17 protein-coding genes, 1 pseudogene and 1 riboswitch are annotated in these 22,972 nt (G+C 69.2%); of the genes and pseudogenes, 14 read left to right on the top strand and 4 right to left on the bottom strand.

From position 1 onward, the window contains the following. Nucleotides 1-14 precede the first annotated feature (14 nt). The 10 genes from WS64_RS23140 (at nt 15) to WS64_RS23095 (ending at nt 14,198) form a co-directional block, all read left to right on the top strand. Nucleotides 15-1,448, top strand: a complete 1,434-nt coding sequence (locus WS64_RS23140) for an aldehyde dehydrogenase family protein (protein ID WP_060311395.1) — start codon at nt 15-17, stop codon at nt 1,446-1,448. Between the two features lie 233 nt (nt 1,449-1,681). Continuing rightward, nucleotides 1,682-3,265, top strand: coding sequence for a Na+/H+ antiporter (locus WS64_RS23135; RefSeq protein WP_059639077.1), 1,584 nt, complete (start codon nt 1,682-1,684; stop codon nt 3,263-3,265). A 492-nt stretch (nt 3,266-3,757) separates the two neighbouring features. Continuing rightward, complete coding sequence (locus WS64_RS23130; RefSeq protein WP_059573751.1) at nt 3,758-4,891, top strand: hybrid sensor histidine kinase/response regulator; 1,134 nt, start codon at nt 3,758-3,760, stop codon at nt 4,889-4,891. Between the two features lie 123 nt (nt 4,892-5,014). Continuing rightward, the gene (locus WS64_RS23125; protein WP_059573752.1) at nt 5,015-6,691 is read left to right on the top strand and encodes a methyl-accepting chemotaxis protein; all 1,677 of its coding nucleotides are present in this window, start codon (nt 5,015-5,017) and stop codon (nt 6,689-6,691) included. Further along, on the top strand, nt 6,688-7,200 hold the full coding sequence (locus tag WS64_RS23120) for a chemotaxis protein CheW (protein WP_059573753.1): 513 nt from the start codon (nt 6,688-6,690) through the stop codon (nt 7,198-7,200). Before WS64_RS23125 ends, WS64_RS23120 begins: the two co-directional genes overlap by 4 nt. Further along, entirely contained in the window at nt 7,197-8,603 is a 1,407-nt protein-coding gene (locus tag WS64_RS23115; RefSeq protein WP_060967804.1) for a CheR family methyltransferase, read from the top strand. The genes WS64_RS23120 and WS64_RS23115 overlap by 4 nt, the downstream gene beginning before the upstream one ends. A gap of 46 nt (nt 8,604-8,649) precedes the next feature. Next, nucleotides 8,650-9,366: a chemotaxis protein CheW gene (locus WS64_RS23110; RefSeq protein WP_060967803.1), complete on the top strand. Its 717-nt coding sequence runs from the start codon at nt 8,650-8,652 to the stop codon at nt 9,364-9,366. Beyond that, the gene (locus tag WS64_RS23105; RefSeq protein WP_059639081.1) at nt 9,363-11,672 is read left to right on the top strand and encodes a hybrid sensor histidine kinase/response regulator; all 2,310 of its coding nucleotides are present in this window, start codon (nt 9,363-9,365) and stop codon (nt 11,670-11,672) included. Before WS64_RS23110 ends, WS64_RS23105 begins: the two co-directional genes overlap by 4 nt. After that, entirely contained in the window at nt 11,669-12,688 is a 1,020-nt protein-coding gene (locus WS64_RS23100; protein WP_059639082.1) for a chemotaxis response regulator protein-glutamate methylesterase, read from the top strand. Before WS64_RS23105 ends, WS64_RS23100 begins: the two co-directional genes overlap by 4 nt. A gap of 82 nt (nt 12,689-12,770) precedes the next feature. Then, a riboswitch (Fluoride riboswitch) is annotated at nt 12,771-12,876 on the top strand. A gap of 80 nt (nt 12,877-12,956) precedes the next feature. Beyond that, on the top strand, nt 12,957-14,198 hold the full coding sequence (locus WS64_RS23095) for a voltage-gated chloride channel family protein (protein WP_060967802.1): 1,242 nt from the start codon (nt 12,957-12,959) through the stop codon (nt 14,196-14,198). 96 nt (nt 14,199-14,294) lie between these two features. Here WS64_RS23095 and WS64_RS23090 read toward each other — a convergent pair whose 3' ends face one another. Next, nucleotides 14,295-15,008, bottom strand: a complete 714-nt coding sequence (locus WS64_RS23090; protein ID WP_060967801.1) for a riboflavin synthase — start codon at nt 15,006-15,008, stop codon at nt 14,295-14,297. Between the two features lie 205 nt (nt 15,009-15,213). Next, complete coding sequence (locus tag WS64_RS23085) at nt 15,214-17,076, bottom strand: ABC transporter ATP-binding protein (protein ID WP_060967800.1); 1,863 nt, start codon at nt 17,074-17,076, stop codon at nt 15,214-15,216. 485 nt (nt 17,077-17,561) lie between these two features. Between WS64_RS23085 and WS64_RS23080 the strand changes: the two genes are divergently transcribed. After that, complete coding sequence (locus tag WS64_RS23080) at nt 17,562-18,443, top strand: Dyp-type peroxidase (protein WP_059573761.1); 882 nt, start codon at nt 17,562-17,564, stop codon at nt 18,441-18,443. A 112-nt stretch (nt 18,444-18,555) separates the two neighbouring features. Here WS64_RS23080 and WS64_RS23075 read toward each other — a convergent pair whose 3' ends face one another. Both WS64_RS23075 and WS64_RS35105 read right to left on the bottom strand, forming a co-directional pair. Further along, nucleotides 18,556-18,957: an OsmC family protein gene (locus WS64_RS23075; protein WP_060967799.1), complete on the bottom strand. Its 402-nt coding sequence runs from the start codon at nt 18,955-18,957 to the stop codon at nt 18,556-18,558. A gap of 161 nt (nt 18,958-19,118) precedes the next feature. Further along, a pseudogene (locus tag WS64_RS35105) lies at nt 19,119-19,208 on the bottom strand (helix-turn-helix domain-containing protein); the annotation flags it as partial. Nucleotides 19,209-19,677: 469 nt separating this feature from the next. Between WS64_RS35105 and WS64_RS23070 the strand changes: the two are divergent. The 3 genes from WS64_RS23070 (at nt 19,678) to WS64_RS23060 (ending at nt 22,678) form a co-directional block, all read left to right on the top strand. Further along, on the top strand, nt 19,678-20,742 hold the full coding sequence (locus tag WS64_RS23070) for a helix-turn-helix domain-containing protein (protein ID WP_060967798.1): 1,065 nt from the start codon (nt 19,678-19,680) through the stop codon (nt 20,740-20,742). Next, nucleotides 20,691-22,007 carry an Nramp family divalent metal transporter gene (locus WS64_RS23065; RefSeq protein ID WP_060967797.1) on the top strand — a complete coding sequence of 439 codons (1,317 nt, stop codon included), beginning with the start codon at nt 20,691-20,693 and terminating at the stop codon, nt 22,005-22,007. Before WS64_RS23070 ends, WS64_RS23065 begins: the two co-directional genes overlap by 52 nt. 80 nt (nt 22,008-22,087) lie before the next feature. After that, complete coding sequence (locus WS64_RS23060) at nt 22,088-22,678, top strand: phosphatase PAP2 family protein (RefSeq protein ID WP_060967796.1); 591 nt, start codon at nt 22,088-22,090, stop codon at nt 22,676-22,678. Nucleotides 22,679-22,972: the final 294 nt, after the last annotated feature.

The raw sequence follows: 22,972 nt of genomic DNA, 5'->3' as shown, positions 1-22,972 counted from the left end.
GAAGGAGTCGTTCCATGTTGAAGGAAACCTATCCGTACTATCTCGCCAACGAAGCCGTCTACGCGAACACCGATCTGGAGGTGACCGACAAGTTCAGCGGCAAGGTCGCCACGCGCGTCGCGCTGGCCGACGCGAAGGCGATCGACGCGGCGATCGCCGCGGCAGTCGACGCCACGAAGCCGATGCGCGAGATGCCGGCCTACAAGCGGCAGGCCGTGCTCGATCATTGCGTCGCGCGGTTTCGCGAACGTTTCGACGAGCTGGCCGAGGCGCTGTGCATCGAGGCCGGCAAGCCGATCAACGATTCGAAGGGCGAAGTCACGCGGCTGATCGACACGTTCCGCGTCGCGTCCGAGGAATCGGTGCGCATCGACGGCGAGATCGTCAATCTCGAGATTTCCGCGCGGGCGCAGGGCTATACGGGCTACACGAAGCGCGTGCCGGTCGGCCCGTGCTCGTTCATCTCGCCGTTCAACTTCCCGTTGAACCTCGCCGCGCACAAGGTCGCGCCCGCGCTCGCGGCCGGCTGCCCGTTCGTGCTGAAGCCGGCGAGCCGCACGCCGATCGGCGCGCTGATCATCGGCGAGGTGCTCGCGGAAACCGACCTGCCGAAGGGCGCGTTCTCGGTGCTGCCCGCGCATCGCGACGGCGCCGACCTCTTCACGACCGACGAGCGCTTCAAGCTGCTGTCGTTCACCGGTTCGCCGGCGGTAGGCTGGGCGCTGAAGGAGAAGGCCGGCAAGAAGAAAGTCGTGCTGGAACTCGGCGGCAACGCGGCCGCGATCGTCGATGCCGACCAGCGCGACCGGCTCGACTACGTGGTCGATCGCCTCGCGTTCGGCGCGTACTACCAGTCGGGCCAGAGCTGCATCGGCGTGCAGCGGATTCTCGTGCATGCCGACCTGTACGACGCGCTGCGCGAGAAGCTGATCGCGAAGACGCGTTCGCTGAAGATGGGCGATCCGAAGGATCCGTCGACGTTCGTCGGGCCGATGATCTCCGAATCCGAGTCGCGCCGGCTGTCGGGCTGGATGGACGCGGCCGTCGCGGCGGGCGCGAAGATCGTCGCGGGCGGCAAGGTCGACGGCGCGATGTTCGAGGCGACGCTGCTGGAGAACGTCGGGCGCGAGCAGGACCTGTACCGGAAGGAGGCGTTCGGCCCCGTCGCGATCCTCGAGAAGTTCGACCGCTTCGACGACGCGCTCGCGCGCGTGAACGACAGCGACTTCGGGCTGCAGGCCGGCGTGTTCACCGATTCGCTCACGCATGCGCAGCGCGCGTGGGACGAGCTGGAAGTCGGCGGCGTCGTGATCAACGACGTGCCGTCGTTTCGCGTCGACAACATGCCGTACGGCGGCGTGAAGGATTCGGGCCTCGGCCGCGAAGGCGTCCGCTACGCGATCGAGGACATGACCGAGCCGCGGTTGATGGTCGTGCGGCGCCGGTAACGCGCGGCAGGCGGCGCGGCGCCATGACGGCACGCGGGCGGGCGATCGGGCCGGCCCGCGTGCCGTTCTTTCATCGCGCGTCGCGAGCGCGGTGCGGCGCCGCGCGTGTCCCGCGCGCCGAACTGCCCGACACGGGCTCGACGATGGGCGTCGCCTCGTGATGTAATCGCGCGAAACTGCCGACCGGGGTACGACGCCGGAACGCGCGAATTCATTCTTCACGAGGTCGATTCATGTCCCCCGTCTCGGCATTCAAGCTGGTTCTGTTGTCATTCCTCGCGATCGTCGCGCTCGAATGCATCGCCAAGCGGCTGCGGCTGCCGCCCGCGGCCGCGCTGCTGATCGGCGGCATCGGCATCGCGTTCATCCCCGGCCTGCCGCCGATCGATCTCGATCCCGAGCTGGTGCTGCTGGTGTTCCTGCCGCCGCTGCTGATGGACGGTGCGTACTTCTCCGTGTGGGAAGAATTCAAGCGCAACGTCGGCGGCATCCTGATGCTGGCGATCGGCGCGGTCGTATTCACGACGTTCGCGGTCGGCTTCGCCGTGCACTGGGTGGTGCCGACGCTGCCGTGGGCCGCGTGCTTCGCGCTCGGCGCGATCGTGTCGCCGCCCGATGCGGTGGCCGCGAAGGCCGTGCTCGAACGCGTCGCGCTGCCGCGCCGGCTGATGGTGCTGCTCGAAGGCGAGAGCCTGCTGAACGACGCGGCCGGCCTCGTGCTGTTCCGCTTCGCGGTCGCGGCCGCGCTCACCGGCGCGTTCAGCCTCGAGCACGCGGTCGTGCGCTTCGCGGAGCTCGGGCTCGGCGGCGTGGTGGTCGGCTTCGTGGTCGGCAAGCTCGTCGTGTGGTTCCTGAAGCTGCTCGACGACGACTATCTCGTGATCACCGTCGCGGTGATCGCCGGCTGGATCGCGTACATCGCGGGCGAAATGGTCGAGGTGTCGGGCGTGATCTCGACCGTCACGGCCGGCATGATCGTCGGCTGGCATCAGCACGAAGTGTTTTCGGCGGCCGTGCGCACGCGCGGCACCGCGTTCTGGCAGGTCATCGTGTTCCTGCTCGAGGCGCTGGTGTTCGTGCTGATCGGGCTGTCGCTGCGCGGCGCGATCCATCGGCTCGGCGGCTTCGAGCAGGTGCTCGGCACGATGGTGCCGCCGGTGCTCGCGGTACTGGCGGCGGTGATCGTGTCGCGCTTCGTGTGGATCTACGCGGTCGAGGCGCTGAAGTGGCCGGTGCGCGGCCTCGCGGGCCGCGGCGAGGCGCCGGACTGGAAGGCCGCGACGATCATGAGCTGGGCCGGGATGCGCGGCGTGGTGACGCTGGCGATCGCGCTGTCGCTGCCCGAGGCGCTACCCGGCCGCGACGTGATCCTGGTCGCATCGTTCGCGGTGATCCTCGTCACCGTGCTGCTGCAGGGCACGACGATCGGCCCGCTGATCCGGCTGCTGCGCCTGCCGCCGCGCGACGAGCGCGCCGCGCACCACCTGACCGAGCCGCAGACGTGGGCGTACGTCGAGGCCGCGCAGCTCGCGGCGATCCAGCCGCTCGTGCGCGACGAGAACGGCGTCGTGATCCATCCGCGCCTGCTCGAGCAGTACACGTATCGCGCCGAGCTGACCGAACGGTCGAAGAACGCGCCCGCGTATCCGGCGGAACTGCGCACCGCGCACTACGACGTGGTGCTGGCCGCGATCCGGGCCGGGCGCGCCGAGCTGTTGCGCCTGCACCGGTCGGGGCGCATTCACGACGAGATGCTGCACACGCTCGAACGCGACCTCGACCTGCAGGAAGTGTCCGCGCAGCACGCGCGCGGTTAATCGGGCGCGGGCTCACGACTCACCCCCACGGGGCCGGCGTCCTGCCGGCTCCGCCGCCGGTTCTCCTACGCATGCGGATCGAGCGTCGGCCGCCGTGCGATTTCCCCGTCCCACTGCCGGTTGGACTTGTCAGGATCGGGCCCCAATACGACTGATCCCGCAGCCTTGCACGACATGCAAGCCTTATGGCGCGGGTCTCGCAAACGTTATCGTGCGTCGAATCCGGAAATGATCCGATTTATCCGTTTCCGTCTCTTTCTGCATATTTGGCAAAACTAAACCGGAAGGAGATAGATGCTGTGTTCTAATTTCATTTAGAATCAGCCGGTTATGTTTATTGAGAGAAAGAATGCGGAGGTAATGCGGTCGCCGACGGGGAAACAACGGCGTCCGAGGCCCCGCAAGGCAGTGCCGACAGGCCTAATCCGCGGAATCAGGCGGGTTTTTCAACTGCCAATATAAGATGGCGCCCAAGTCGGATAAACAACTCCTATGAAAGAATCGTTTGGAGATTCGGCGTTTGAAACTGGATTTATGAAAGAATCGAGTAGTGATAATGCCTCGGATTGCCTCGAATCGGGGTTATCGGTCCTCCTTGTCGACGATCAGCCATTCGTCGGCGAGGTGATCCGCCGCGCGTTGCGCAGCGAGCACGACATCGACCTGCACGTGTGCACCGATGCACATCGGGCGATGGCGGTCGCGCGCGACGTGAAGCCGACGGTCATCCTGCAGGATCTTGTGATGCCGGAGATCGACGGCCTCGATCTCGTGCGCGCGTGGCGCGCGGACGCCGGCACCGCGCGCGTGCCGATCATCGTGCTGTCCGCGAAGGAAGAGCCGATCGTCAAGCGCGAGGCGTTCATCGCCGGCGCGAACGACTATCTGGTGAAGCTTCCCGACGCGATGGAACTGACCGCGCGCATTCGCTACCACTCGAATTCGTACCTGATGTCGCGGCAGCGCGACGAGGCGCTCGATTTCCTGTCGCACGACATGCGTTCGCCGCAGACGTCGATCCTCGCGCTGCTCGACGTCTACCGGGCCGAACACGGCGACATGCCGGCGATCATGGAGCGCATCGCCGGCCATGCGCGGCGCGCGCTCGCGCTCGCCGACGGCTTCATCCACCTGACCCGCGCGCAGTCCGAGCGCCGCGCGCACGAAGTCGTGAGTCTCAACGAGATCGTGGTCGACGCCGTCGACCAGCTGTGGGAGAAGGCGGCCGGGCTCGGCTGCCGGGTGATCGCGCACGTGCCCGACGGCGAGTGCGTGACGATGGGCGACCGGATGATGCTGACGCGCGCGGTCGCGAACCTGGTCGACAACGGGCTGAAATACGGCCCGGCCGGGATGGACGTACATTGCACGCTGGGCGGCGAGGACGGCGCCTGGCTGATCGGCGTCGAGGATGCCGGCGCCGGCATCGCGCCGGAGCAGCGTACCGCCGCGACCGAGTCGTTCGTGCAGCTCGAATCCGCGCATGGCGCGGCGCGCGGCGGTTTCGGCCTCGGCCTCGCATTCGTCCGCGCAACGGCGGCGCGGCATCGCGGCCAGATCCTGATGCGCAATACGGCGCGCGGTTTCATGGTCGCGCTTCGGCTGCCGGCGCAGGCGGAGCGGTGATGTCGCGGCGCGGCCTGCCGCCGCCGCGCCGCCCGGGAGACCCCGATGCGCTCGTGGCGCGCCATTCGGCGCGCACGCGGGCGCGGTTTTTTCAACGCTGAATTTAGAAAGCCCATAACGAACATGGCCACCGTGACGCCCCGCGCGACCAATGAAAGCCTGCATCCGACGATCGGCGCCGCCCGGCTGACGCTCGGCAATCGCATCCTGCTCAGCTTCGGCGTGCTGTTCGTGCTGATGCTGGTGACGGCCGGCGTGTCGTACGAGCGACTGCGTGCGATCAACGCCGAAGCCGTCAGCATCGAGCGCGACTCGCTGCCCGGCGTCTACCTCGCGTCGACGCTGCGCGGCGCGGTCAACGAATCGTTCACGCTGCTGCAGCGCGCGATCTTCGTCGAAACCGATCCCGACGCCGCGCAGCGCGATCTCGCGAAGATCGCCGACGCGCTGAAGGAGGTCGAGTCGCTGACGGTGGACTACCAGAACACGACGTTTCGCGACGACGACCGGCAGCGCTTCACGGCGTTCCGCGGCGCCTACGATCACTACGTGCCGTTGCTGAACGAAGCGGTGCAGAAGGGCCGCGCGTCGCGCGAAGACGCGGTCGCCGCGTACGCGAAAACGCTGCCCGCGTGGACCGAGGTCGTGCGCAACGCGAACGTGCTGGTGCAGGAGAACCGCAAGTTCGCCGAGCAGTCCGCGAAGCTGATCCGCGAATCCGTGCAGGACACCGAGATCGTGCTGGCGACCGCGCTGGCGTTCATGCTGCTGTCCGCGCTCGGACTCGGCTACATGCTGTACCGTTCGGTCACCGTGCCGATGGCGCGGCTCGTCGAGGTGCACGACGTGATGCGCACCGGCAACCTGACACATCGCCTCGACCTGCGTCGCCGCGACGAGTTCGGCACGCTCGAGACGGGCTTCAACCGGATGGCCGACGAGCTGACCGAGCTGGTGTCGCGCGCGCAGCAATCGTCGCTGCAGGTGACGACGTCGGTGGCCGAGATCGCGGCCACCTCGCGCGAGCAGCAGGCGACCGCGAACGAAACCGCGGCGACGACGACCGAGATCGGCGCGACCTCGCGCGAGATCTTCGCGACGTCGCGCGACCTGCTGCGCACGATGAACGAGGTGGCCGGCGTGGCCGAGCAGTCGGCGACGCTCGCGGGCGTGAGCCAGAGCGGGCTCACGCGGATGGGCGAGACGATGCGCAGCGTGATGGACGCGGCCGGCTCGGTGAACGCGAAGCTCGCGATCCTCAACGAGAAGGCGCTGAACATCAACCAGGTGGTCGCGACGATCACCAAGGTGGCCGACCAGACCAACCTGCTGTCGCTGAACGCGGCGATCGAGGCCGAGAAGGCCGGCGAGTACGGCCGCGGCTTCGCGGTCGTCGCGACCGAGATCCGCCGCCTCGCCGACCAGACGGCGGTGGCGACCTACGACATCGAGCAGACGGTGAAGGAAATCCAGTCGGCCGTGTCGGCGGGCGTGATGGGGATGGACAAGTTCTCCGAGGAAGTCCGCCGCGGGATGCTCGACGTGCAGCAGGTCGGCGGGCAACTGTCGCAGATCATCGCCGAGGTGCAGACGCTCGCGCCGCGCTTCCAGATGGTCAACGAAGGCATGCAGACGCAGGCAAACGGCGCCGAGCAGATCACGCAGGCGCTGTCGCAACTGTCGGAGGCCGCGCAGCAGACGGCCGAATCGCTGCGCCAGTCGTCGCAGGCGATCGACGACCTGACGCTCGTCGCGAACCAGTTGCGCACCAGCGTGTCGCGCTTCAAGGTCGACGCGTGACGCGCGCCGATCCGCAGAACGGCGCCCGCGCGCTGTTCCTGATGTTCGAGCTCGACGGCGAGCGTTATGCGCTCGACGCGGCCGGCATCGACAAGGTGCTGCCGCTCGCCGTCATGAAGGCGATGCCCGGCGCGCCCGACTGGATTGCCGGGCTGCTGATGCGCGACGGCCAGCCGGTGCCGGTGATCGACGTGCCGATGCTGGCGCTCGGGCGGCGCGCGCAGGCGCTGCGCTCGACGCGGCTCGTGCTGGTCCGCTATCGCGCCGGTCACGCTGACGGCGAGCGCACGATCGGCCTGATCGTCGAGCGTGCGACGCAGACGATGCGGATCGACCGCGCGGCGTTTCGCGCGAGCGGCATCGCGACCGCGCGCACGCGCTGGCTCGGGCGGGTCGCGAACACGCCCGACGGCGTCGTGCAGCAGGTGTCGGTGCCCGACCTGATCGACGACGTTGCGCGCCTGTATCTGTTCGACGGCCTGTCGGGCCACGGGGAGGAGTCTGCATGAACGTGTCCGAATCGCGATTTCGCGGCTGGTTGCTGCGCGAGACCGGCATCGACCCCGATTCGCTCGGCAACGATTTCCTGATGCGGGCGTTGACCGATCGCGTGCATGCGCTGCAGGCCGACGGCGAGCGCGTGCCGTCGGCTGCGCGAGCGCCCGTGACGCCGGAAGCGCTCGATGCGTACTGGCAGCAGCTCAACGCGTCGGCCGACGAACGGCGCGCGCTGATCGAGCTGTTCGTCGTTCCGGAGACATGGTTCTTCCGCGACCGCGAGGCCTTCGCGACGCTCGCGCGGCTGGCTGCCGAACGACTCGCCGCAATGCCCGGCCGCGTGATCCGCGTGCTGAGCGCGCCGTGTTCGACGGGCGAGGAGCCGTATTCGGCGGCGATGGCGTTGCTGGATGCGGGGCTCGAGCCGGCCAGCTTCGCGATCGACGCGATCGACCTCAGCGCGCGCGCGATCGAGCAGGCGCGGCTGGGCTGTTACGGGCGCAATGCATTCCGCGGGACGGCGACCGAGTTCCGTACGCGGTATTTCACGCCGACCCGCGACGGCTGGCTGCTCGACGAGCGCGTGCGCGCGTGCGTGCAGTTCAGCCACGCGAACCTCGTCGAGCCGGTGCCCGATACCGGCATTCGCTACGACTTCGTGTTCTGCCGCAACGTGCTGATCTATTTCGACCGCGATGCGCAGGATCGCGTGATCCGCTCGCTCGACGCGCGTCTTGCCGACGACGGCATGCTGTTCGTCGGGCCGGCCGAAACAGGCGTCGCGATGCGGCACGGGATGCGCTCGGCGCGCGTGCCGCTCGCGTTCGCGTTTCATCGCGAGCCGGCCGGCGCGCCGGTCGATGCGGGCGCGGTGCGGCCGGTTGCGCCGCTGTCCGCCGCGGCGGCGTCCCGGCGCGCGGACCGCTTCACGGTCGCCCCGCGCGCGGTGCCGGCCGTGGCGCCGCCGGCCTGGCGCGGCGACGCGCGTGAGCCGTTCGCGGCAGCGGCGCCGGCCGTGCAGACGGCCGCGATCGGCGCACGGGCCGACCTGGCGTTGGCAACCGCCGAGGCCGCCGCGCCGGCTCACGACGGCGTCGCGTCGACGCTCGACGACACGCCGACGCTGGAAGATGCGCAGGCGCTGGCGAACGCGGGCGCGTTCGACGAGGCCGAGCGCGTGCTCGCGCAGTTCTCGGCGCGCGTCGGCCCGCATGCCGATGCGTTCTACCTGAACGGGTTGATCGCGGATGCGCGCGGGCGCGCCGCGGAAGCGAGCGACTTCTACCGGAAGGCGCTGTACCTGCGCCCCACGCATCACGAGGCGCTGACGCATCTCGCGACGCTGCTCGACGTCGGCGGCGATCGCGCGGGCGCGCAATGGCTGCTCGAACGCGCCCGGCGTTCGGCCGGCTGACACGACGACGGGAATGGGACCGACACCGCGATGACCGGAGGAATGCATGAACCGCGACGCCGCTGCCACTGACGATGCGACGCTCGACGTCGACGACTGCTGGAACCGGATCGGCACGCGCGGCGACCGCTCGTGCGAACGGCTGAACGACTGCCAGCGCTGCCTGAACTGCCCGGTCTATGCGTCGAACGCGGCGAGGCTGCTCGAGCGTCCGCTCGACGTGGCCGAGATGGCGGACGTCACGCGCCGGATGAGCGCGTTCGGCACGGCGCGCGCGGGCGACGACGCCGGCGACGCGCGCCATGCGGCGCTCGCGTTCCGGGTGGCCGACGAATGGCTCGCGCTGCCGATCGGCGTGCTGCGCGAGATCGCCGGCACGCGCCCGATCCATTCGCTGCCGCATCGACGCCATTCCGCCGTGCGCGGTGTGGTCAACATCCGCGGCACGCTGCGTATCGCGATCTCGATCGGCGCGCTGCTCGGCCTCGATGCCGGCAAGGCCGGCCGCGGCGGGAGCGGTGGTGGCGACGGCCGTTTCACGCGGCTGCTGGTGGCCGCGCACCAGGGCGAACCGGTCGTGTTTCCGGTGGACGAAGTCGAGGGCGTGCTGCGCTTCGGCGCGTCCGACTGGGTGCCGGTGCCCGCGACGGTCGGGCGTGCGAGCGCCGGCCTGTCGCGCGGCGTGCTGTCGTGGCGCGGCAAGTCGGTGGGGCTGCTCGACGACGACCGTCTGTTCGACGCCGTGACACGGAGCATGCGATGAGCGGTGACGACGACCTGAGCCACCTGTCGCTGCTCGAGCTGTATCGCGAGGAGACGCGCACGCAGACGCAGGCGCTGTCGGAGCGGCTGCTCGCGCTCGAATCGGGCGAGCCCGATTCCGTCGCGCTCGAAGCGTGCATGCGCGCCGCGCATTCGCTGAAGGGCGCCGCCCGCATCGTCGGCGTGCCGATGGGCGTCGAGATCGCGGGGCGGATGGAAGAGTGCTTCGTCGCCGCGCAGGCCGGCACGATCGCACTGACGGCCACGCACGTCGACGTGCTGCTGGCCGGCGTCGATTTGCTGGTGCGCGTCGGCGATCCGCAGGGGCATCCCGTGTCGCAGACCGAGATCGACGTGTTCGCGGCGGCGCTGACGGGCGCCGACGGCGCGCAGACGATGCAGGCGCCGGCCGCCGCGCCGCCGCCCGCACCGCCGTCGTTCGTGCCGTATCGCGAGCACGACGGCGCCGCGAACGAGCCGGTCGGGGCCGGTGCCGCGGTGCCGCCGCTCGCCGTGTCGGGCCCGGCGCCGGATCCGGCCCAGGCCGGGCGCGTGGCGGGCGCCGGCGCGATGCGCCGCGTGCGCGCCGATACGCTGAACCGGCTGCTGAGCCTGTCCGGCGAATCGCTGGTCGAATCGCGCTGGCTCAAGCCGTTCGCCGAATCGATGCTGCGCGTGAAGCGCGCGCAGCGCGACGCGGCCCGTTCGCTCGACCTGATGGTCGAGCAGTTCGCCGACGATCTCGACGCCGGCATGCTCGCGTCGATGAACGAAGTTCGGCACATGCTCAACGACCTGCAGCGCTCGCTCGCCGAGCGCATGGACGAATTCGACCGCTTCGAGCGGCGCAGCACGCACATCGCCGAGCAGCTTTACGACGAGGCGCTGCAATGCCGGATGCGGCCGTTCGGCGACGCGACGCGTGCGTATCCGCGCATCGTGCGCGATCTCGCGCGCTCGCTCGGCAAGCAGGTGCGTTTCTCGATCGTCGGCGAAGGCACGCAGGTCGATCGCGACATCCTCGACCTGCTCGACGCGCCGCTCGGCCACCTGCTGCGCAACGCGATCGACCACGGCGTCGATTCGCCCGAAGCGCGGCACGCGCGCGGCAAGCCGGCCGAGGCGAGCGTCACGCTCGAGGCGCGCCACAGCGCCGGCTCGCTGCTCGTCAGCGTGATCGACGACGGGCCGGGCGTCGACATGGACGCGCTGCGCGCGGCCGTCGTGCGCCAGCGCCTGACCGACGACGAGACGGCCGCGCGGCTGTCCGATCCCGAACTGCTCGAATTCCTGCTGCTGCCGGGCTTCTCGATGCGCGACGCGGTGACCGACGTATCGGGGCGCGGCGTCGGCCTCGATGCAGTGCAGGAGATGGTGCGCGGCGTGCGCGGCGCGGTGCGGATCTTCAACGAGCCGGGTGCCGGCATGCGTTTCGTGCTGCAGTTGCCGCTCACGCTGTCGGTGATCCGCAGCCTGCTCGTCGAGGTCGGCGGCGAGCCGTACGCGTTCCCGCTCGCGCACGTGCGCCGCACGCTGGAACTCGCGCACGACGACATCGACGTGCTCGAAGGGCAGCCGCATTTTCCGTTCGACGGCCGGCGCGCGGGCCTCGTCGCCGCGCACCAGTTGCTCGACGCGGGCGAACCCGACGTGGCGCGCGCCAGTACGGCCGTCGTGGTCGTCGGCGGCGAACCCGAGCTGTACGGCGTCGCGGTCGACCGCTTCCTCGGCGAACGGATGCTCGTCGTGCAGCCGCTCGACAGCCGCCTGAACAAGATCCAGAACATCGCGGCCGGCGCGCTGCTCGAGAACGGCGACCCGGTGCTGATCGTCGACGTGGAGGACCTGATCCGCTCGGTCGACAAGCTCGTGCGCGGCGGGCAGCTCGCGCGGGTCTCGCGCGATCCGCAGCTCGCGCTCGCCGACCGGCGCCGCCGCGTGCTCGTCGTCGACGATTCGCTGACGGTGCGCGAGCTCGAACGCAAGCTGCTGGAAAAGCGCGGCTACGACGTGACGGTCGCGGTCGACGGGATGGAAGGGTGGAACGCGGTGCGCAGCGATGCGTTCGATCTCGTCGTGACCGACGTCGACATGCCGCGCATGGACGGGATCGAACTCGTGACGCTGATCAAGAACGACCCGATGCTCAAGCGCGTGCCGGTGATGATCGTGTCGTACAAGGATCGCGACGAGGATCGCCGCCGCGGGCTCGACGCCGGCGCCGATTACTACCTCGCGAAGAGCAGCTTCCACGACGAAGCGCTGCTCGATGCCGTGCACGACCTGATCGGAGACGCGCGAGAATGAACATCGGCATCGTCAACGATCTGCCGCTGGCCGTGGAGGCGCTGCGCCGCGTGATCGCGCTGCGCGCGGACCATCGCGTGCTGTGGGTGGCGACCGATGGCGACGAGGCGGTGGATTTCTGCGTCGCGCACCCGCCCGACGTCGTGCTGATGGATCTCGTGATGCCGAAGGTCGACGGCGTCGCCGCGACGCGGCGGATCATGGCGCGCGCGCCGTGCGCGATCCTGATCGTGACGGCGAGCGTCAGCGCCAACACGTCGTCGGTGTACGAGGCGATGGGCGCGGGCGCGCTCGACGCGGTCGACACGCCGACGCTCGCGCTCGGGCTGTCGACCGACGCGTCGCCGCAGGCGCTGCTCGCGAAGATCGACCAGATCGGCCGGCTGCTCGAAAGCCGTTCCGCGGCGCTCGTGCCGCCGGGGCCCGCGTCCGCGCGCGGCCAGCCGACGCTCGTCGCGATCGGTGCGTCGGCGGGCGGGCCGACCGCGCTCACCGCGCTGCTGCGCGCGCTGCCGGCCGATTTTCCGGCCGCGATCGTGATCGTCCAGCACGTCGACCAGGCATTCGCGTACGGCATGGCCGAATGGCTCGACGGCTATACGCGGCTGCCGGTGCGCGTCGCGCGGCAGGGCAGCGTGCCGGAGGCCGGCGCGGTGCTGCTCGCGGCGACCAACGACCATCTGACGCTGTCGCCGCGCGGCGTGCTCGGCTATACGCGGCATCCGGCCGACACGCCGTACCGGCCGTCGATCGACGTGTTCTTCAACAGCGTCGCGGACGGCTGGCAGGGCGAGGCGCTCGGCGTGCTGCTGACCGGCATGGGACGCGACGGCGCGCTCGGCCTGAAGGCGATGCGTGCGAAGGGCTGGTACACGATCGCGCAGGACGAGGCGACGAGCGCCGTGTACGGGATGCCGAAGGCGGCCGCGGCGATCGGCGCGGCGTCGGCGATCCTGCCGCTCGAGCAGATCGCGCCCCGGCTGATCGCGCGGATCGCGCTCGCGCCGCGCGACTGACGGTGCTGCGGGCCGGCGCCGTCGTTTCGCAGCGGCCCGGCGGCGTCGGCATTGTGTGCGTGGCGCGCCGTCGCGTACAATTGCCGCCTGCGGAGATGGCATGCCTCCCTGCGGTCGTTCCCGGCGCGTGGCGCGCGCGGTGCGGCCCTCAACCGCCGGTTTGCCCGGCTGATGATGCCTGCGTGTTCCTGGGTCGTCAGGAGGTCGCAGGCCGTCCATCCGGTATTCTGCCGCCCAGGTTTTGATGTTCCGTCGAATCTGGGAAATCATGTTTTTCACGACTTCTGCCGATTTTTTCGCGACCGTGCGCTACGTGTGCCGCTGGCTCGCGCTTTCGGCCCTGCTCGGCGCGCTCGCCGGCACGGCTTCCGCGCTGTTCCTGATCGCGCTCGACTGGGCGACCGGTACGCGCGTCGCGCATCCGTGGCTGCTGTGGGGGCTGCCGGCCGCCGGCTTCGCCACCGGCTGGATCTACCATCGATTCGGCCAGTCGGTCGCGCGCGGCAACAACCTGCTGATCGACGAGATTCACGACCCGAAGGCGCTCGTGCCGAAGCGGATGGCGCCGCTCGTGCTCGTCGCGACCGTCGTCACGCACCTGTTCGGCGGCTCTGCCGGGCGCGAGGGCACGGCCGTGCAGATGGGCGGCGCGCTTGCCGATCGCATCACGCACGTGCTCCGCCTCGATCGCGAGCATCGCCGCGTGCTGCTGATGGGCGGCATCGCGGCCGGCTTCGCGTCGGTGTTCGGCACGCCGCTCGCGGGCGCCGTGTTCGGGCTCGAGGTGCTCGCGATCGGACGCCTGCGCTACGACGCGCTGCTGACCTGCGTCGCGTCGGCGATCGTCGCGGACGTCGTGTGCCGCGCGTGGGGCGTCCATCACACGGCCTATGCGATTCCATCCGTGCCGGCCGTCACCGTGACCGGGCTCGCCGTGACGGTCGTCGCGGGCATCGCGTTCGGCGTGGTCGGGCGGCTGTTCGCGTTTGCGACGCATGCGCTGACCGCGTGGTTTCGCCGCGTGATCCGCCATGCGCCGCTGCAGCCGGTGATCGGCGGCCTGCTGGTCGCGGTGGCCGCGACCGTGCTGAACGTGCCGCAGTATCTCGGCCTCGGCATCCCGACGATCGAGGCCGCGTTTCACGGCCCGCTGCCGCCTTATGATTTCGCGGGCAAGTTCGCGTTCACCGTCGTCACGCTCGCGTCCGGGTTCAAGGGCGGCGAGGTGACGCCGCTGTTCTACATCGGCGCGACGCTCGGCAATGCGCTCGGCCAGGTGCTGGCGCTGCCGGTACCCGTGCTCGCGGGGCTTGGCTTCGTCGCGGTGTTCGCGGGCGCGGCGAACACACCGATCGCGTCGACGATCATGGCGATCGAACTGTTCGGCGCGGACATCGGCGTGTATGCGATCGTCGCCTGTGTCGTCGCGTATCTGTTTTCCGGGCACGCGGGGATTTATCGCGCGCAGCGCGTGGCGGTGGGGAAGGGGGCGCGGGTGGAGGCGGAGTGACGGGTGGCCGCGGCCGATGTCGTTCGATCGCCGCGGCGCGATGCGATATCCCGTACCCGGTGATCCGGCGGATCACCTGGCACGCGGGCATCGCGCTTACTGCTTCGGCAGCCGCGCGACGTTACGCGCCAGCAGTTCCTCGATATCGATGCCTTTTTCCGCGAGCAGCGCGGTGACGAGGCCGTTCAATTCGCCGAGCGTTTCCTTGACCGACTCGCGAATCGTATCCACGACGACCTGCGTGCTGCGCTCGATCTCGATGTTGACCTTGTCGCCCACGCCCTTCGCATCGAACGTGGTCGCGCGGCGCGTTTCCGGAATCAGCCAGACGTCGAACCACCCTTCGTCGCGATTGACGTCCGACACGGTGAGGCTGCAGCCATTGATCGCGATGTAGCCCTTCGCGAACACGTAGCGCTTGAATTCGGCCGGCACGCCGATGCGGATCATCCGGTTGTGCTCGGACGACGCGATGTGCGCGATGGTCCCCGTGAAATCGACATGACCGGACAGCGGATGCCCGCCGATCTCCGCGCCGTCCTTCGCGGCCCGCTCGACGTTGACCCGCGCGCCGGTCGTAAGGTCGGCGAGCGTCGTGATCCGCAGGCTCGGCAGCATCACGTCGAAGTCGATCAGCGCCGGCGAATGGATGGTCGTCACCGTCAGGCACACGCCATCGACCGACACGCTCGCGCCGATCTCGATGTCGTCGGTGAAGCGCTCGGGGAATTCGATGCTGAACGTCCTCAGCTCGCCGTGATCCTTGATGGCGTTGATGGTGCCAACACCCTGAACAATGCCTGTAAACATGGTCTGCCTTTCGTCGCGAATTGCCTGGCCGACATGATAAGTGATCCTGGCGGCGGACGCGGCGCGCGGCCCGGTGCCGCCGCGCAAGATCCGCGAGCACGAAAAAGGCCGTGCGCGTGGCACGGCCTCGATCCGGAACCGATTGCCGACGACACGGCCCGGCGGCGATGACCGCGCCGCCGGGCCGCATCGCGACGCGCCGGCGTCAAGCCTCCACCGGTTCGCCCAGCGGCCCGGCGTCGCGATCCACCATGCGGCGCGGCGAATCGGCGAGCCCCTTCGCCAGCTCCAGCGCCTGCCGCTCGAACAGCCGGCGATAGATGCCGCCGTCGATGCGGATCAGCGCATCGTGGTTGCCTTCCTCGATCACCTTGCCGCGATCGAGCACCAGCAGCCGGTCGAGCGCGCGCACGGTCGACAGCCGGTGCGCGACGACGAGCGTCGTGCGGCCGACCATCAGCCGTTCCATCGCCTGCTGGATCAGCAGCTCGCTTTCGCTGTCGAGGCTCGACGTCGCTTCGTCGAGGATCAGGATCGGCGCATCGGCGAGGAACGCGCGCGCGATCGCGACGCGCTGGCGCTCGCCGCCCGACAGCTTGATCCCGCGTTCGCCGACGAGCGTGTCGTAGCCGTCCGGCAGCGCGGCGATGAAGTCGTGCGCGCTGGCCAGCCGCGCGGCGCGCTCGATGTCGGCGCGGCTCGCGCCGGGGCGTGCATACGCGATGTTCTCCGCGAGCGTGCGGTGGAACAGCACGGGCTCCTGCTGGACGATCGCGATCTGGCTGCGCAGCGAATCCTGCCGCACCTGCGCGATGTCCTGCCCGTCGATCGTGATGCGGCCGCCCGACACGTCGTACAGGCGCTGGATCAGCTTGATGAACGTCGTCTTGCCCGACCCCGAATGGCCGACGAGGCCCACGCGTTCGCCGGGTGCGATCCGCATCGAGAAATCGTCGTACAGCGGCACCGGATGGTTGCCGTAGCGGAACGTCACGTGCTCGAAGCGGATCTCGCCCCGATCGATGCGGATGGCCGGCGCGCCGGGGCGATCGTCGATGCCGAGCGGCTGCCGTTCGAGCGCGACGAGTTCTTCCATGTCGTTCACCGAGCGCTGCAGGTTGCGGATGTGCATGCCGACGTCGCGCAGATAGCCCTGCAGCATGAAGAACATCGTCAGCGCGAACGCGATGTCGCCGACGCTCGCCTCGTCGTTCATCCACAGCCGCAGCGCGACGCCGATCATCGCGGCCTGCATCGCGACGAGCATCGCACCCTGCAGCCCGCCGTTGAACGTGCCGCGCACCCACGTGCGGCGCGTGCGCTGCCGCCACTTGCCGATCACGCGCGCGAGCCGCGCTTCCTCGCGCGTTTCAGCGCCGAACGCCTTGACGACCGCGTTGCAGCTCACGGCGTCGGCGAGCGCGCCGCCCATGCGCGTATCCCACAGATTGCCGAGCCGGGCGGCCGGCGCGACGATGCCGAGCGACACCGCGACCGTCACCGCGATGTACAGCAGCGACCCCGCGCCGACGACGAGCCCCATCACGGGCCAGTGCGTGCCGAGCAGCACGGTCGCGCCGACCAGCATCGTGACCGACGGCAGCAGCGCGATCAGCACGGTGTCGTTGAGCAGGTCGAGCGCCCAGATCCCGCGCGTGATCTTGCGTACGGTCGAGCCCGCGAAGCTGTTCGCATGCCAGTCGGTGGAGAAGCGCTGCACGCGGTGGAACGACGCGGCAGCGATCTCGCTCATCATCTTCAGCGTGAGCGTGATGATGTTCAGGTAGACGCCCTGGCGCAGCACGGTCGCGCCGATGCCGAGCGCGGCCAGCGTGCCGAACGCGGCGAGGGCCGAATGCCACGCGGCGGCGCGGTCGGTCAGGCCGGCCGACAGCGCGTCGACGAGCCGGCCGGCGAACAGCGGCGTGAGGACGTCGGCGAGCGCGGCGAGCAGCGCGAGGCTCGCGACCGCGGCAATGCGCGCCGGCTGCTTGCGCCAGTAACGGACGGTGAAGCCGAAGACGGCCTGGAATGCGTGGCCGCCCAGATGGGGGGGTTTTCTGGTCATGTATCGTTGCCCGGCGCATCGCGCGACGGGACTTTCCGGTTCGGAGAACGTCGAAAACGCAACAGCCGGGCCGCGCGAAACACGCGGGCGGAACGAAACGGGCTGTCGGGAAAAGCGCGGCTGACGGGTTAGCGGAAAACTCGGGAGCCGGCGCGGACGGCGGGCTGGATCAGCTGCGCCGTGGGACCACGTTCGGGAAGGTTGCTGGCATTCGGAACATCTGCACCTCCCTGAAGTGAACGGTTGAAAGGACGCCGAAAAAAGACGTGTCGCGATTTTATCAGGAGTGTCGCGCGCGCCGCAACGTCTGACGAATGCGGCGTTGCGGCGTCGATACGGTTAGTATTCGGGGTTTTGGCCCCTTTTCGCGTACGTTGCGCGATGGCGGGCGCGGGGCCGGCAGGCGCATCGATTACACTTGCGCGTCCGCGGCGCGCGACGATGCGGCCCGCACAGATTCACTCCGAACCATTCCCGAGGAAACGATGAGCGACGTTCAGCAAGGCATCCTGGCTCCGATCGATACGGCAGCCCGATACCTCACTTTCACGATGTCGAATGACGGCAATATCGCGGCGGCGCTGGCCGCGCTGCGCGAGATCGCCGACGGACGCGACACGGTCGTCGGCTTCGGGCACGCGCTGGCGGCCTATCTCGGGCATCCGGTGCCGGGACTCACCGAATACCCCGCGTTCTCCGTGAACGACCGCACGCTGCCGATCACGCCGGCCGACGTGTGGGTGTGGCTGCGCTCGGACGACCGCGGCGAGATCGTGCTGCGCGCGCGGGCGATCGAACGCGCGCTGGCGCCGGCGTTCGTGCTGCAGGACGCCGTCGACGGCTTCCGCTATTCGAACGATCGCGACCTGTCCGGCTACGAGGACGGCACCGAGAATCCGGAAGGCGACGACGCGGTGGCCGCGGCGATCGTGACGGGGCAGGGCGCGGGGCTCGACGGCTCGAGCTTCGTCGCGGTGCAGCAGTGGGTGCACGACTTCGACCAGATGGAGCGTATCCCGTCGGGCGAGATGGACGACATCATCGGGCGCCGCCGTTCGGACAACGAGGAACTCGACGACGCGCCCGAATTCGCGCACGTGAAGCGCACCGCGCAGGAAAGCTTCGCGCCCGAGGCGTTCATGCTGCGCCGTTCGTCGCCGTGGTCGGACACGCGCCGGGCGGGCCTCTACTTCGTCGCGTTCGGCTGCTCGTTCCGCGCATTCGACGTGCAGATGCGCCGGATGAGCGGCGCGGAAGACGGGATCGTCGACGGCCTGTTCCGCTTCACGCGGCCGCTGACGGGCGCGTATTTCTGGTGCCCGCCGATGAAGGACGGCAAGCTGGATCTGTCCGCGCTCGGACTGTAAGCGTCGGGCCGGATCGACGAACGGGCGGGTCGCGCTGGATGCGCGGCCCGCCCGTTCCGTTTTTCAAGCGTTCGAGCGCCGTGCGTGAGCGCCTGCGGCGTGCGTCGGTGCGTCAGTTCAACGTCGTTTCGATCCGCGTGCTGCGCTTGATGAACTGCGTCACGGGGGTTTTCTCGCAGATCTCCGCGAGACGCTGGCGTTGCGCGTCGTCGAGCGGGCCGTCGAGCGTCACGACGCGGCGCACGTACTGCGCGCCTTCGCGATCGGCATGCAGCTCGGTGCGCACCGCGATGCGCGCGGCCGGCCACGTCTTGCGCTGCATGTACATGCGCAGCGTCGCGGCCGTGCATTGCGCGAGCCCGGCCAGGACGAACTCGTACGGCGCTGGCCCGCGATCCTGGCCGCCTTCGCGCGGTGCCTCGTCGCCGGTCAGCGCATGCGTGCCGGCCTGCAACTGGACGACGTAATCGGGTGCGTCGGCATCGAGGACGGCGGCGGCGTGGATGAGCGACATGGCAAGTCTCCGGTAAGCGGATCGAGGAAAGAAGGCGCCGTGTGGCGGCGTGCAGCCGCCAGCATACCTTCCCGGTCGAGCGCGCGTGCGCAGCGCGCGACGATGCGTTCGCGCACCCGCTGATGCGCGCGGTCGGTGTCGCGTGACTCGTGCCAGTACGCGCGCAGCGGGAATGGATCGTCGACATGCGCGCGCAGCCGGTTGAGCGCATGCGTGACGGCCGGTTGCGTGACGTGCGGCGCGCGGGCGGCGTGGTGAAGGACCGATCGATTCCAACGGATGCGCGGGCAACGGATGCGCCCGTCGGCGTGCGACGCGATCGCACGTTCGATGCATGTCGATGCCGTTCGCGCCGATACGCGAGCGTTCGCTTTGCCGATGCACGACGCCATCGAACACACTCGTCATTGAGCATGGCGGCTGCAATAATCGGCCGCATCGCATACGCGTTTCAGTGTCGGCATACCAGCGGCGCGCGGCAGCCTGTAGTAATCCGCCATCATGCTGTCCCCGTCGGCCATTTCGCGCCAAAGGCGCTACCCGTTCGGCTAAGATGCCGTCGCTTCATATTTCGGGATAGCCGTCCTGTCGCACGCATTCAAACCAAATATAAGCCTGACAGTTCGACGGTATTAGAAGAAGTCGAACAAGTCGGGGGCTTGGCCAGTGAATGCAGCAGATCAGCGGTGGGTCATCATCTATTTGAGCACGGGGTTTTCGTTGGCCCAGGCCGCGCGTCTTGGCGAGGCCTTCAACCTGGCGAATCGCCTGCATGGGTACGGCGTGGATTACCAGCTCAAGTACGTATCCGAAAGCGGGGGACTGTTGCAGTCGTCGTCCGGCGTGAGAATCGCGGCCGATCCGCTCGGCGACGAACACAGCCGCCGTGCGCTCGCGTTCTTTCATCTTCATGGCGAGCGCGCGGCCGTCAACTGGGACGACGCATTGCAGCGGCGCCTGGCCGACATTCGCCAGCAGGCGCGCTGGATCGTCGACGCGATGGATCTGCCCGCGCTCGCCGCCACGCGGCGGCCGCCGGCGTCGGTCGACGGGCGGCCGGGCAGGGCCGGGCACCGCGTCACCACGACGATCGAATCGCCGGCCGGCGAGACCGACGTGTTCGCCGCCGCGCTCGACATGTTCCGCGCCGACCTCGGCGACGGCGCCGCGCAGGAAATCGCCAGCAACATGGCGCGGCCGGTCGAGCAGCGCTACGTGCAGTCGATGTGGGCGTTCCGCGAACTGAGCGCGAGCCCGTCGATCCGGATGTCCGCGCAGCGGTTGCGCGCGCAGAGCGTGAACCGCATCTCGGTCGCGGACGCCGCGCAGGCGGCCGCGATGAGCGAGCGCAATTTCCTGCGGCGCTTCAAGAAGGAAATCGGCGTGACGCCGACCGAGTTCGTCCAGCACGTGCGGCTCGAACGGGCGTGCCACATGCTGATCCATACGACGCTGCCGGCCGACAAGGTCGCGCGGCGCACGGGGTTCGGCAGCGGCGAGCGGCTCGCGAAGCTGTTTCGCCAGCGCCTGCTGATGTCGCCGACCGAATATCGCGTCGCCGAGCGGGAAAAAATCCTCGCGCACCGCGCGGCGTCACCCGTTCCCGATGACGGGCACGCCGCCGCGTGTTGCGACGGCGACGGGGCGAATTGCGACGCGTGCGCGACCGCGCGCGGGAAAACGGGACGGATACCCGTAGAATCGTCGTGTCGCGACCTCGATTCCCGGTTTCCATGCCTTTCCTCCCCTCTACCGCCACCGCCCCTTTCTGCCCGTCGGAAGTAAAGGGCAGCATCACGATCGACGCCGCCGCGCCGCGCTGGCAGAAGCTCAGGCGTTTCTTCGGCCCGGGCTTGCTGGTCGCGATCGGCTACATGGACCCCGGCAACTGGGCGACCGATATCCAGGCCGGCTCGCAGTTCGGCTATTCGCTGCTGTGGGTCGTCGCGTTCTCGAGCATCGCGGCGATCTTCCTGCAGATGCTCGCGGCGCGGCTCGGCCTCGTCGCGGGCAAGGATCTCGCGCAGGCGAGCTACGACCGCTACGGCCGGTTCGGCCGCGTCGTGCAGTGGATGACCGCCGAAGTGTCGATCATCGCGTGCGACATCGCGGAAGTGCTCGGCTGCGCGCTCGCGTTCAAGCTGCTGCTCGGCGTGCCGCTCGCGTGGGGCGTCGTGCTGACCGCGCTCGACACCGTGATCGTGCTCGGCCTGCAGGGCAAGGGGTTCCGGCAGATCGAGGCGATCGTGCTCGGGCTGATCGCGACGATGGCGTTCTGCTTCGTCGCGCAGGTGGCGATCACGCCGCCCGACTGGCATGCGGTGGTCGGCGGGCTCGTGCCGGGCGATCCCGGCCACGACCGCAAGGATGCGATCGTGCTCGCGCTCGGCATCGTCGGCGCGACGATCATGCCGCACAACCTGTACCTGCATTCGTCGGTCGTGCAGACGCGGCACGTCGTCGGCGGCACGCGCGGCGTGATCCGCGACACGCTCGCGCTCGTGCGCATCGATACCTGCGTGTCGCTGTTCGTCGCGATGCTCGTCAACGCGGCGATCCTCGTCGTCGCGGGCGCGGCATTCCATGCGACGGGCCAGCACAACGTGACCGACATCGAGCAGGCATACCGGCTGATCACGCCGATCGCGGGCGGCGCGGCCGCGCTGCTGTTCGGCATCGCGCTGCTCGCGTCGGGGCAGAGCTCGACGCTGACCGGCACGATCGCCGGCCAGGTGATCATGGACGGTTTCCTCCATACGAAGATCCCGTGCTACCAGCGCCGGTTGATCACGCGCGGGCTCGCGCTCGTGCCGGCGCTGATTGGCGTGCTGTGGCTCGGCGACGGCTCGGTCGGGCAACTGCTCGTCTGGAGCCAGGTGCTGCTGAGCCTGCAGTTGCCGTTCGCGATGTGGCCGCTGATCCGCTCGGTCAGCGATCGCCGCACGATGGGCGAACACGCGATCGGCCGCGGGATGCAGGTGCTCGCGTGGGCGCTGTTCGCCGTGATCACCGGCACGAACCTGCTGTTGATTACCGGTGTCGCGGGCTGATACAGCCTGTCACAGGCTGACACAGGTGCGCTGCGCGCATGCGGTAAACTGCGGCCTTTCGTTCGTCTCCGAAGTCCGTCATGTGGAGTGAAATCAGCAACATCGGCGATGCCGCGCTGACCTTGCCGATCGCATTGACCTGCGCGGCGTGGCTCGCGCTGACCGACTGGCGCCTCGCCGCCCGCTGGGGCGGGCTGCTGGCCGCCGGGATGGGGCTCGTCGGCGCCACGAAGATCTTGTACGCCGGATGCGGCATCGAGCTCGCGCAGTTCGATTTCCGCGTGATCAGCGGCCACACGATGCTGTCGACTTCCGTCTGGACGGTCGCGCTGTCGATGCTGTGGCAAGCGTTCCGGCCGGGCAAGGCGCCGGGCATCGCGGCCGGGCTGGCCGTCGGCGCGCTCACGGCCGTCGCGCGCGTGTTCGATCACTCGCATACCGTGCCGGAAGTCGTCGTCGGCTGGATGCTCGGCGCGCTGGTCGCGCTGGTGTTCCTGCGCGGCTACGACGGCGCGCGGCAGCGCACGTTCTCGCCGCGCGTCGCGGCGGTCTGCCTGTTGCTCGTGTCGGGTATCGCGTACGGGCACCGTGCGCCGTTCCAGCAGATGATCGACACGCATTCGCCGCAGCTCTGCGCGTTCGTGCGCGCGCCGTCGGGCGACGGCTTCTGACTTTCGGGCCCTGGCGGGCGCTTCGGCGCCGCTTTCTTGCCGCCGGCGTTCGTCCGGCGCTTTCCGGCGGAGGGCACGATGCCACGCCGCCGGTTCATCTTCCCGATTGCGTTCTCCTTGATGCGCAACCCAACGCCCGTCATGCCGATAATCGACTGGCCGGCCCGTCCACGCGTCCGGCCGCGCCCGCCGCTTCGCGCATCGGCGCGGCGACGCGCCAGCCATGAACGGCGCTTATGACCGGGCATCACGAATATTCATTTCATCGATCGGCCGCGTTCGCGTACGCTGGCT

The organism is Burkholderia anthina, assembly GCF_001547525.1.
Classification (GTDB): domain Bacteria; phylum Pseudomonadota; class Gammaproteobacteria; order Burkholderiales; family Burkholderiaceae; genus Burkholderia; species Burkholderia semiarida.
The sequence above is the reverse complement of the archived record's forward strand: the minus strand, read 5'-3'. Positions and strand labels throughout refer to the sequence as shown.